Raw genomic sequence first — 10,432 nt, 5'->3', positions numbered from 1 at the left:
CACCGCCCGCCCGCCGGGGGGCGCCCGCCCGGCCTTTCTTGTTTCGTGCGCTTGAGGAGCAGTGCCGCTTATTGCGGCGTGCTGGCCTTGGCATCCTTGCCGTCGCCTTCCGGCGCCGCGACGATGTCGCGGGTGGTGGTGCCCTTGTCGACCACGCTGGTGCCCGGGCTGCCTGCGGTCGAGCGCGCGCCGACATCGGCGCCGGTGCTGCCCGACTGGTCCATGACTGCCTGCTCGCCGGGGCTGCGCGCTGCCGAGCCGCCGAACATCGCGTCGAGCGCCTGGTTGGCCGGGTTGCCTTCCTGCGGACGCGGGGCGCCCGGCTGCGGCGGCACCAGCGCGAAATCGGGCGGGATCACCAGCGGCGCCTGGCGCGCGACGGCGAACTCGTCGGGGCGCGCCCGGTCATAACCCTTCTTGCCGCAAGCGGAGAGCGAGGCCGCAAGCGCGATCGCGCTCACGATGGTAACGGTCTTACGCATTGACTTCATTCTCCACAGCGGCCGGGCTTTCGCCTGCGGCCTTATCGCGCACGAGGAGCGCGCGGATCAACAGGATCAGCACGCCGATGGTAATCGCCGCATCGGCGACGTTGAAGACCAAAAACGGGCGCCATGTCCCGAAATGCAGGTCGGCGAAATCGACGACGAAGCCGAGCCGGGCCCGGTCGAGGATGTTGCCGAGCGCGCCGCCCAGCACCATGCCGAGCGCGCAGACATCGGGCAGCTTCTTCTCGCGGAACATCCACCAGATCACGCCCGCGGCGATCGCGCCGGTGAGCACCACCAGCATCCAGCGCGTCGCATCGCTGTTCGCGGCGAACAGGCCGAGCGACACGCCGATATTGGCGACGAAGCGCAGGTCGAAGATCGGCAGCACTTCCTGGACATGGTTGAGCCCGTCCAGGCCGAGCTTCTGCTGGATCAGGGTCTGGACGAACGCCAGGTCGACGCCGAGCGCGCGCACGACCAGCAGCTTCGTCACCTGATCGATGACGAAAACAAGGGCCGCCACGGCGAAGCCGATTCCACGAGTCACGTTCATTCCACCACCCCGGCACAGCGGTCGCACAAGGCGCCGTCCTGCGCAACTTCCGGGAGATGCCGCCAACAGCGGCCGCATTTATGGCGCTGGGTGGGCACGACCGTGACCGCATCACCTTTGCTCACCTTCGAGACGATGAACAGCTCGGTGAGATCCGCTTCCGATGCCGGCAGCACCGGCACGGTCACTTCGGCCTCGAGGCTGGAGCGCACCTGCTTCTCGCGGCGATAGGGTTCGATCGCTTCGGTCACCTGCTGGCGGAGCTGGCGGATCGCGGTCCAGTCGCTCTCGACCGAGGCACCTTCCGGCAGCACCGGCCATTCGAGCATGTGGACCGATTCGTCCTCGCTCGGGAAGCGGGCCTGCCACACTTCCTCGGCCGTGAAGGCGAGGATCGGCGCGGCGTAGCGGACCAGCGCGTGGAACAGCGTGTCGAGCACGGTGCGATAGGCACGGCGCTTGGCCGAGCTCTCCGCCTCGCAATAGAGGCAGTCCTTGCGGATATCGAAGAAGAAGGCCGAGAGGTCTTCGTTCATGAAGTCCGTCAGCGCGCGGCTGTAGCGGTTGAACTCGAAACCGTCAGCGGCGCTGCGCAGCTCGTTGTCGAGCTCAGCCAGCTTGGCTAGGATATAGCGCTCCAGCTCGGGCATTTCGGCCACGGGCAGGCGCTCCGCCTCGCTGAACCCGTCGAGCGCGCCGAGCAGGTAGCGGAAGGTGTTGCGGATCTTGCGATACGCGTCGCCGGTGCCGGCAAGCACTTCCTTGCCGATGCGGACGTCCTCGAAATAATCGGTCTGCGCGACCCAGAGGCGCAGGATGTCCGCGCCGCTCTCGCCGATGATCTTGAGCGGATCGACGACGTTGCCGAGCGACTTCGACATCTTGCGGCCATTGCCGTCGAGCGCGAAGCCATGCGTCAGCACCGCGTCATAGGGCGCCCGGCCGCGCGTGCCCGAGCTTTCGAGCAGCGACGACTGGAACCAGCCGCGATGCTGGTCCGAACCCTCGAGATACAGGTCCGCACGGGTGCCGGCGGCGTAGCGCGCCTCGATCACGAAGCTGTGGGTCGAGCCCGAATCGAACCAGACGTCGAGAATGTCGGTGATCACCTCATAGTACGCGAGGTCGTATTTCTCGCCCAGCAGCTGCTGGTGATCGGCCTGGAACCAGGCATCGGCGCCGCCGGTGGTGAAGGCCTCGAGGATGCGGGCGTTCACTTCGGGATCGCGGAGATATTCGCCGGTCTGGCGGTGGACATAGAGCGCGATCGGCACGCCCCAGGCGCGCTGGCGGCTGATCACCCAGTCCGGGCGCCCCTCGACCATCGCGCGGATGCGGTTCTGCGCCTTTTCAGGCACCCAGCGGGTATTCTCGATCGCATCGAGCGCGATCCCGCGCAGAGTGGCGCCGTTCGAAGCGGTCGCTTCGCGCGATTCGTCGTCCCAGCTCGTGTCGCGGGTGGCGCCGTTCGGGCGGTCCATGGGGATGAACCATTGCGGGGTGCAGCGGAAGATCACCTTGGCCTTGGAGCGCCAGCTATGCGGATAGCTGTGGGTGAAGTCGTCCGAGGCGGCGAGCAGTGCGCCGGCCTCTCGCAGATCGGTGCAGATCGGGCCGTCCGACGCGGTGAACTTCTTGTTGATCACCGATCCCTGGCCGCCGAGCCACAGCCAGTCCGGCCGGTACATGCCCGCCGCATCGACCGCGAACACCGGATCGATGCCATTGGCCTTGCAGAGCAGGAAGTCGTCCTCGCCATGGTCCGGCGCCATATGGACGAGACCGGTACCGGCATCGGTGGTGACGAAGTCGCCGGCGAGCAGCGGACGTGGCTTGGCGAAGAAGCCGCCGAGCTTGTGCATCGGGTGACGCGCGACGGCGCCTGCGAGCTGTGAGCCCGAAAAGCGGGTAACAGTCTCGTAGGAGCGCTCTTCTGCCGGCAGGGCCTTGGAGAAACGAGCAAGGCAGTCATACATCAACGCGTCTGCGGGGCCGGCCGCGACAATGAACTGGAATCCGTCATTGCGCTTGACGAGCAGGTACTCAACCTCTGGCCCATAGGCGAGCGCCTGGTTCACCGGGATCGTCCACGGCGTAGTCGTCCAGATTACCGCATGCGCGCCGACCAGCTCGGGGGCGTTCGGCGCCTCGGTGATCTCGAACGCCACATCGATCTGGGTCGAGGTGATGTCCTCATATTCGACTTCGGCCTCGGCCAGCGCGGTCTTCTCGACCGGCGACCACATCACCGGCTTGGCGCCGCGATAGAGCTGGCCGCTCTCGGCGAACTTGAGCAGCTCGCCGGCGATGATCGCCTCGCTCTCATAGTTCATCGTCAGATACGGGTTGGTCCAGTCGCCCATCACACCCAGCCGCTCGAACTGCTCGCGCTGCACGCCGACCCATTTCTCGGCATAGGCGCGGCATTCGGCGCGGAAGGCGACGGGATCGACTTCATCCTTGTTGAGCTTCTTGGCGCGGTAGGCTTCCTCGACCTTCCACTCGATCGGCAGGCCGTGGCAGTCCCAGCCCGGGATATAGGGCGCGTCCTTGCCCATCAGGCTCTGCGAGCGGACGATGATGTCCTTGAGGACCTTGTTCATCGCATGGCCCATGTGAATGTCGCCATTCGCATAGGGCGGGCCGTCGTGCAGGATGAAGCGGGTGCGGCCGGCACGCTGCGTGCGCAGCTTGTCGTACAGCCCGATCCTCGCCCAGCGATCGAGGATGGCAGGCTCCTTCTGGGCGAGGCCTGCCTTCATGGGGAACTCGGTCTTCGGAAGGAAGACGGTGTCGCGGTAGTCTTTTTCGTCGCTCATGAGTGCGCGGGAATTAGAGGAAGCCGCGCTCCATGCAAAGCAGATGTTGCGCGTGCGCTTAACCACCAATTTGGGGAACCCCGCGCGGGTTCGCGAGTCCCCTTTTCATGAACATTCCGGTCCAGAGCGTCGCTGGGCCCGGAGGCGGTGACGAGATTGCCGATCTGGCCGGGCATTATCTGCTGCTACCCGAGGCGGAGGGGCTGGCGCGGATCGACACGGAGATCGCCGCGGCCACTGCCGAATCGCGCTGGGACGACCTCAGCAAATGGCACCGCGTGCGCTTCCGGCTGATCCGGCTGCACCAGCTGGCGGTGCGCGATTCGCGCTAGCCCAGCAGCTCCCGTGCCTTTGCCGCGTCGGCGTCGATCTGTGCCTTGAGGGCATCGAGCGAATCGAACTTCGCCTCGGGGCGGAGATAGTCGATCAGCTGGACCTCGATGGTCTGGCCGTACAGGTCGCCCGAGAAATCGAAGAAATAGGGCTCGAGCAGCTCGACCGGCGGCTCGAAGGTCGGGCGGATGCCCAGGCTGGCGACGCCGCCGACCACACGCCCGTCGGGCAGGCGCCCGCGCACCGCATAGATGCCGTAGGCCGGGCGCAGATAGTTGGCGAGGCTGAGGTTGGCGGTCGGGAAGCCGAGCGTGCGGCCGACCTGGTCGCCATGCTGGACCACGCCTTCGATCGCGAAGGGGCGGGTGAGCAGCCGTGCGGCTTCGCCCGGGCGGCCTTCGCGCAGATGCGTACGGATGCGGCTTGACGAGACGGTCTCGCCGTCGAGCTGTACCGGCGCCACCGTCTCGGCCGAGAAGCCGAGTTCGGCGCCGAGCGCGGCGAGGGTAGATACATCGCCCTCGCGGCCCTTGCCAAAGGTGAAGTCGCCGCCGGTGACGACGCCGCCGGCACCGATCATCGCGACCAGCCGCTCCTCGGCAAAGCCGCGCGCGCTCAGCGCTGCAAGCTCGGCGTTGAACGGGAACACCAGCATCGCATCGACGCCCGCTTCGGCCAGCAGGCGCTGGCGCTGGTCCATGCTGGTCAGGCGGAACCAGGGGCTGTCGGGGCGGAAATAGCGCTGGGGGTGCGGATCGAAGGTGCCGACGATCGCCGGCCGCCCCTCGGCGCGGGCGCGCGCCACCGCATGGCCCACCACCGCCTGATGTCCCAGGTGAAATCCGTCGAAATTGCCGAGCGCGACGATCGCGCCCCGATAGCGGGGCGGGACTGCCGAGCCGCCGTCAAGCCGCTCCATCAGGCGGGCTATAGGGGCCGGGATTGGGTCTGCCAACATGCTGACCTACTCTCCCTCTCCCCTTGTGGGAGAGGGAGGGAGCCGACGCAGTCGGCGGAAGGGTGAGGGGGCAGGGGAGTGCGTCTCACTCCCCCTCATCCTTCCCACTCGGCTTCGCCTCGCGGGCCCATTCCTCTTCCCACAAGGGGAGAAGGAGTTTTCACTTCCCCGCCACGATCCCCGCGCGGAGCACGCGCAGGACGTTGCCGCCCATCACCTTGCGGATCTCCTCGGGCGACAGGCCGGCGTCGAGCAGCCCGCCGGTGATCGCGATCAGTTGCGACGAATCCCAGCCGGTGGTCACCGCGCCGTCGAAGTCCGAGCCCAGGCCGACATGATCCACGCCGACGAGCTGGCGCACATGCAGGATCGCGCGGACGACATTGGCCGGCTCGGTACCGCACACCGCTGCGTCCCAGTAACCGATGCCGACCACGCCGCCGGTGCGCGCGACGCCGCGAATCTCCTCGTCGGTCAGGTTGCGGTTGACCTTGCAGGTCGCCTGCACGCCGCCATGGCTGGAGACCACCGGGCGCTTGGCCAGCCTGAGGATCTCGGCGACCGATTCGTGGCTCGAATGGGCGATGTCGACGATCATGCCGAGCTGCTCCATCCGCGCGAGCACCTGGCGGCCGAGCGGGGTGAGCCCGCCCTTCTTCATCCCGTGCATCGATCCGGCGACGTCATTGTCGAAGAAATGCGCCAGGCCCGCCATGCGGAAGCCCGCGGCGTGGAGCTTGTCGAGATTGCCGAGCTGGCCTTCCAGGTCCTGCAGCCCCTCGATCGAGAGCATGCCGCCGACCACCTTCCTGCCCGCCGCGCGATCGGCGAGCAGCTGGTCGAGCTCCTGCGGAGTGTGGATCACCCGCAGCTTGCCGTTCGATCCAGCGGCTGCGCGATCGAGCTTGCGGGCATGGAACAGCGAGCGCTCGAGCAGCGAGGTCCAGGTCTTGGGCGGCTGGAGCTGGGCGATGGTCAGCAGGGTGATGTTGTCGGTGTCGCCCGAATTGGCGTCGTAATTCTGGTGCTTCGGCGTCTTGGTGACCGAGGAGAAGACCTGGAGCGCGACATTGCCTTCGAGCAGCCGGGGCAGGTCGACCTGGCCGGTGTTCGAGCGCTCGAGCAGGCTGCGGTTCCACATCAGCGTGTCGGCATGCATGTCGGCGATCTGCAGCGAGGCGTGGAGCTTCTTCACCGCGTCGCTGGGCTTGGCCAGCTTGGCCGGCACCACCTTGTTCATGCTGCCTTCGACGATCCCCGGGGCGAAGCCGAAAAAGCCGACTGCAGCCAGCACAAGGGCGATCAGCACACCCCAGAGGATCTTTTTCTTCATCCTGCCCGCTCCAATGTCACGAAGCTGTAGGCAGGGCGCCCCGCTTCCTGGGGGAAATCCTCGCGCGCAACTTCGCGCCATTCAACCCCGAAAGCGGGGACATGCGCGTCCCCTTCCGGGGAAGCATGGACTTCGGTCAGCTCGATCCGGTCGGGTGTGAACAGCGCGAAGACCTCCGCGCCGCCGATCACCGCGACGTCGCCGGGGCCGGCCAGCGCCAGCGCTTCCTCGGGCGAATGCGCGACTTCGGCACCCTCGGCGCTCCAGTTCCTATCGCGAGTCAGCACGATGTGGCGGCGGCCGGGCAGGGGCGCGGGGAAGCTGTCGAAGGTCTTGCGCCCCATGATCATCGGCTTGCCCATGGTCTGCGCCTTGAAGCGTCTGAGATCGGCGGGCAGGCGCCACGGCAGCTGGTTGTCGACGCCGATCACGCCATTGTCGGCACGGGCAAGATGGAAGGAAATCACCTGCATCCGGCGACAGAAGCAGATGCGCCCCTGCATGGGAACCCGTCATGCTGAACTTGTTTCAGCATCCAACGCGCAACGGGCTACGGCTTCCCGGGGGGAGGGTTGGACCCTGAAACAAGTTCAGGGTGACGATTTCTCCTAAACCGCCACCGGCGCCTTGATGTGCGGTTGGGCGACGTAATCGTGGATCACGAAGTCCTCATATTCATAGGCATCGATCGAGCCCGGATTGCGCAGGATCTCCAGCCGCGGGATCGGGCCGGGCGTGCGGCTCAGCTGCTCGCGGGCTTGCTCCAGATGGTTCGAATAGAGGTGGCAGTCGCCGCCGGTCCACACGAAGTCGCCGACCTCGAGCCCCGCCTGCTGGGCGAGGAGATGGGTGAGCAGCGCATAGCTGGCGATGTTGAACGGCACGCCGAGGAAGATGTCGGCCGAGCGCTGGTAGAGCTGCAGGCTCAGCTTGCCATTGGCGACATGGCATTGGAACAGGCAGTGGCACGGCGCCAGCGCCATGGCGTGGAGTTCGCCCGGGTTCCAGGCCGAGACGACCATGCGGCGCGAGCCCGGGTTGGTCCTGAGCGTCTCGATCAGTTCCTTGATCTGGTCGATATGGCGGCCGTCCGCCGCTTCCCAGTCGCGCCACTGCTTGCCGTAGACGGGGCCGAGATCGCCATTCTCGTCTGCCCATTCGTCCCAGATGCTGACCTTGCGCTCCTGCAGCCACTTCACATTGGTGTCGCCGCGCAGGAACCACAGCAGCTCGATCAGGATCGAGCGCAGGTGCAGCTTCTTGGTGGTGAGCAGCGGGAAGCCCTGGCTGAGATCGAAGCGCATCTGGTGGCCGAACACGCTCAGCGTGCCGGTGCCGGTGCGGTCCATCTGCTCGGCGCCGGTGTTGAGCGCACGGGCCATCAAGTCGAGGTACTGCTGCATATGTGCAGCCTAGCCCTGCCTCCGCGCGAGGCCAAGCGGGCGAGACATATCCATTGTGGAGAAACCGCGCCTCTCCGCCACGGTCCGTTCCGGAGCGGATCGCGCTTCGGGCGGGCGGTATCGGCTGGCACCCGGGCGGGATGCTGTTCGGTGCCGAGAAACCACCCCTGCGCCTGGCCGATAGCGAAGCGGCGGGTGCGCTGTTCGCGCCGCTGGCGGGCGAGCGGGTGGAAGTGATGGCCTTCGCCTATCTTGACCGGAGCCAGCAGGTGCTGGGCATGCGCCATGCCCGCTCGGCCTGGCGCGACCGGCTCAGCCTGCCGATCCGCGACATCGCGGCGGATGCGATCGCTTTCCATGCCTTTGCCGTGGTGATGGCGCACAACCATCCGAGCGGCGATCCCACCCCCAGCCGTGCCGATCGCGAGGCGACCGACCGGCTGGCCCGCGCGCTCGATGTGCTGGGCGTGCGGCTGCTCGATCATCTGGTGGTCGCCGCTAAGGGCACCACCAGTTTCCGCAGCCTAGGGTTCCTTTGATTCTTCCTTGGGCAGCACCGCCGGCGTCGCGGTCTTGCCGCTCTTGCACGCGCGGATCGCGCTCGGCTCGGGGCGTTCGCCCCTTGCCTCGAAGATCGCGATATAGCCGCCGGCCGAGGGCATCGGCTTCATCGAGACCAGGACATAGCCGACCGCGGCGAACTCGCATTTGAGCAGCTCGGGCGGGGTGCCGTGGTCCTGGGTCGGGCGATTGGCATCGACCACCACCGCCTGGCCGCCGGGGGCGAGCGCGGGGCGCAGCCGCCAGAGGAACTCATAGGGGCTCTCGATCTCGTGGTACATGTGGACCATGAGCACGCGGTCGAAGCTGTTCTCGGGCAGGCGCGGATCGGCGGGCAAGCCGAGGCGGACGCTGACATTGTCGAGCTTCTCGCGCAGCACGCGCGTGGCGAGATAGTCGCGCGTCTCGGGGACGATGTCCTCGGCGACAACGCGGCCCTTGTCGCCGACGCGTGCAGCCAGGCGGACGGTGTAATAGCCCTCGCCCGCGCCGATGTCCGCCACGGTCATGTCCGGCTTGATGCCGGCCAGGTCCATCACCTGGCCCGCTTCGTTGAGACGATCGCGCGCTTCCTCGGTCGACCAGCGCGGCGACAGGATGCCGGCCACCGGCCGGTCGGCAGCGGGGAAGCCGCTATTGGCCGCAGGGACGCCCTGTTCCTTGTTGTCGATCGCCACCGGCGCGCCGCTGCACGCCGCCAGCATCAGTCCCAGGAACAGCGCGGGGCCGCGTCTCAATCGACATCCTCCACTTCGACCGTCTCGCCGGTCACCCGCTGGGATAGCGCGGCGGCCATGAACGCGTCGAGGTCCCCATCGAGCACATCCGAGGGCGCGGTGGAAGTAACACCGGTGCGCAGGTCCTTAACCAGCTGGTATGGCTGGAGCACATAGGAGCGGATCTGGTGTCCCCAGCCGATATCGGTCTTGGTGGCGTTGGTGGCGTTGGCCGCGGCCTCGCGCTCGGCCAGCTCGCGCTCATAGAGGCGGGCGCGCAGCTGGTTATAGGCCTCGGCCTTGTTCTTGTGCTGCGAGCGCTGGTTCTGGCACTGCACCACGATGCCGGTCGGCAAGTGGGTGATGCGCACCGCCGAATCGGTGGTGTTGATGTGCTGGCCGCCCGCGCCCGAGGCGCGATAGGTGTCGATGCGCAGCTCGCTCTCGTTGATCTCGACCACGATATTGTCGTCGATCACCGGATAGACCCAGATCGAGGAGAAGCTGGTGTGACGGCGCGCGGCGCTGTCATAGGGGCTGATGCGGACGAGGCGGTGCACGCCGCTCTCGGTCTTCGCATAGCCATAGGCGTTCTCGCCCTTCACCAGCAACGTCGCCGACTTGATGCCCGCCTGCTCGCCGGCATGATAGTCGATCAGCTCGACCTTGAGGCCGTGGCGCTCCGCCCAGCGCGTGTACATGCGCTGGAGCATGCCTGCCCAGTCGTTGCTCTCGGTGCCGCCGGCGCCCGAGTTGATCTCGATATAGGTGTCGTTGGCATCGGCCTCGCCCGAGAGCAGGGCCATGACCTTGTCCTTCTCGGCGCGTGCGGCGAGCGCGGCAAGGCTGGCGGTGCCTTCGACCGCCATGTCCTCGTCGCCCTCGGCCTCGGCCATCTCGATCAGCTCGGCGGTGTCGTTGAGCTCGGTCTCGATCGCACGCGTAGCGGTGATCGATTCGTCGAGCCGGCGACGCTCGCGCATCACGTCCTGGGCCTTCTTGGCGTCGTTCCACAGGGTCGGGTCCTCGACGCGCGCATTGAGCTCGTCGAGCCGGCGCAGTGCGCGATCCCAATCGAGGAACCGGCGGAGCAGCGCGAGCGACTCCTTGATGTTGTCGACATGAGCCTGCGCTTCGGCGCGCATAATCAGTAACTCCAAATCTTTTACGTCATCCCGGCGAAAGCCGGGATCTCGTGCCTCAGGCCGATCGCTCGTCGCCTGAGATCCCGGCTTTTGCCGGGTTGTCGATATTGTGTGGCGCGC

The 10,432-nt window shown here is 66.8% G+C and carries 11 protein-coding genes; 2 read left to right on the top strand and 9 right to left on the bottom strand.

Annotated elements, in window-relative coordinates; translation table 11 throughout:
• Positions 1–68: 68 nt before the first annotated feature.
• The 3 genes from AAHM44_RS23965 to ileS are packed head-to-tail and all read right to left on the bottom strand — an operon-like array spanning position 69 to position 3,863.
• Positions 69–482 carry a DUF3035 domain-containing protein gene (locus AAHM44_RS23965; RefSeq protein ID WP_184162338.1) on the bottom strand — a complete coding sequence of 138 codons (414 nt, stop codon included), beginning with the start codon at positions 480–482 and terminating at the stop codon, positions 69–71.
• The gene (lspA, locus tag AAHM44_RS23960; RefSeq protein WP_342251563.1) at positions 475–1,044 is read right to left on the bottom strand and encodes a signal peptidase II; all 570 of its coding nucleotides are present in this window, start codon (positions 1,042–1,044) and stop codon (positions 475–477) included. Before lspA ends, AAHM44_RS23965 begins: the two co-directional genes overlap by 8 nt.
• Positions 1,041–3,863, bottom strand: a complete 2,823-nt coding sequence (gene ileS, locus AAHM44_RS23955; RefSeq protein WP_342251562.1) for an isoleucine--tRNA ligase — start codon at positions 3,861–3,863, stop codon at positions 1,041–1,043. The genes lspA and ileS overlap by 4 nt, the downstream gene beginning before the upstream one ends.
• Positions 3,864–3,970: 107 nt before the next feature.
• Here ileS and AAHM44_RS23950 point away from each other — a divergent pair, with 107 nt between their 5' ends.
• A complete protein-coding gene (locus AAHM44_RS23950) occupies positions 3,971–4,195 on the top strand; it encodes a hypothetical protein (protein ID WP_269573615.1) in 225 nt (74 codons plus the stop codon).
• Here AAHM44_RS23950 and AAHM44_RS23945 read toward each other — a convergent pair.
• The 4 genes from AAHM44_RS23945 to AAHM44_RS23930 form a co-directional block, all read right to left on the bottom strand.
• Positions 4,192–5,115, bottom strand: a complete 924-nt coding sequence (locus tag AAHM44_RS23945; RefSeq protein WP_342251561.1) for a bifunctional riboflavin kinase/FAD synthetase — start codon at positions 5,113–5,115, stop codon at positions 4,192–4,194. The genes AAHM44_RS23950 and AAHM44_RS23945 overlap by 4 nt on opposite strands.
• Before the next feature lie 199 nt (positions 5,116–5,314).
• Complete coding sequence (locus AAHM44_RS23940) at positions 5,315–6,487, bottom strand: dipeptidase (RefSeq protein WP_342251560.1); 1,173 nt, start codon at positions 6,485–6,487, stop codon at positions 5,315–5,317.
• A complete protein-coding gene (locus tag AAHM44_RS23935) occupies positions 6,484–6,954 on the bottom strand; it encodes a dihydrofolate reductase (protein ID WP_342251564.1) in 471 nt (156 codons plus the stop codon). Before AAHM44_RS23935 ends, AAHM44_RS23940 begins: the two co-directional genes overlap by 4 nt.
• A 141-nt stretch (positions 6,955–7,095) precedes the next feature.
• Positions 7,096–7,890: a thymidylate synthase gene (locus AAHM44_RS23930; protein WP_342251559.1), complete on the bottom strand. Its 795-nt coding sequence runs from the start codon at positions 7,888–7,890 to the stop codon at positions 7,096–7,098.
• Positions 7,891–8,030: 140 nt separating this feature from the next.
• Between AAHM44_RS23930 and AAHM44_RS23925 the strand changes: the two genes are divergently transcribed.
• Positions 8,031–8,429 carry a JAB domain-containing protein gene (locus AAHM44_RS23925; protein WP_342251558.1) on the top strand — a complete coding sequence of 133 codons (399 nt, stop codon included), beginning with the start codon at positions 8,031–8,033 and terminating at the stop codon, positions 8,427–8,429.
• Here AAHM44_RS23925 and AAHM44_RS23920 read toward each other — a convergent pair.
• Together AAHM44_RS23920 and prfB are read right to left on the bottom strand one after the other, a co-directional pair.
• Positions 8,415–9,155 (bottom strand): class I SAM-dependent methyltransferase, encoded by a 741-nt coding sequence (locus tag AAHM44_RS23920; RefSeq protein ID WP_446746023.1) that lies wholly within the window; start codon positions 9,153–9,155, stop codon positions 8,415–8,417. The two genes, AAHM44_RS23925 and AAHM44_RS23920, sit on opposite strands and share 15 nt — an antisense overlap.
• Before the next feature lie 29 nt (positions 9,156–9,184).
• The gene (prfB, locus tag AAHM44_RS23915; protein WP_184162311.1) at positions 9,185–10,312 is read right to left on the bottom strand and encodes a peptide chain release factor 2; all 1,128 of its coding nucleotides are present in this window, start codon (positions 10,310–10,312) and stop codon (positions 9,185–9,187) included.
• Positions 10,313–10,432: the final 120 nt, after the last annotated feature.

Source organism: Sphingomonas sp. OTU376 (assembly GCF_038440415.1).
Classification (GTDB): Bacteria; Pseudomonadota; Alphaproteobacteria; order Sphingomonadales; family Sphingomonadaceae; genus Sphingomonas; species Sphingomonas kyeonggiensis_A.
This window is presented reverse-complemented; position numbering and strand designations above follow the sequence as displayed.

Excerpts from the sequence above, each read along its gene's own strand:
- AAHM44_RS23945 (WP_342251561.1), bottom strand. The coding sequence starts at position 5,115 with ATGGAGCGGCTTGACGGCGGCTCGGCAGTCCCGCCCCGCTATCGGGGC.
- AAHM44_RS23925 (WP_342251558.1), top strand. The coding sequence starts at position 8,031 with ATGCTGTTCGGTGCCGAGAAACCACCCCTGCGCCTGGCCGATAGCGAA.
- lspA (WP_342251563.1), bottom strand. The coding sequence starts at position 1,044 with ATGAACGTGACTCGTGGAATCGGCTTCGCCGTGGCGGCCCTTGTTTTC.
- AAHM44_RS23940 (WP_342251560.1), bottom strand. The coding sequence starts at position 6,487 with ATGAAGAAAAAGATCCTCTGGGGTGTGCTGATCGCCCTTGTGCTGGCT.
- AAHM44_RS23965 (WP_184162338.1), bottom strand. The coding sequence starts at position 482 with ATGCGTAAGACCGTTACCATCGTGAGCGCGATCGCGCTTGCGGCCTCG.
- prfB (WP_184162311.1), bottom strand. The coding sequence starts at position 10,312 with ATGCGCGCCGAAGCGCAGGCTCATGTCGACAACATCAAGGAGTCGCTC.
- ileS (WP_342251562.1), bottom strand. The coding sequence starts at position 3,863 with ATGAGCGACGAAAAAGACTACCGCGACACCGTCTTCCTTCCGAAGACC.
- AAHM44_RS23920 (WP_446746023.1), bottom strand. The coding sequence starts at position 9,155 with ATGCTGGCGGCGTGCAGCGGCGCGCCGGTGGCGATCGACAACAAGGAA.
- AAHM44_RS23930 (WP_342251559.1), bottom strand. The coding sequence starts at position 7,890 with ATGCAGCAGTACCTCGACTTGATGGCCCGTGCGCTCAACACCGGCGCC.
- AAHM44_RS23950 (WP_269573615.1), top strand. The coding sequence starts at position 3,971 with ATGAACATTCCGGTCCAGAGCGTCGCTGGGCCCGGAGGCGGTGACGAG.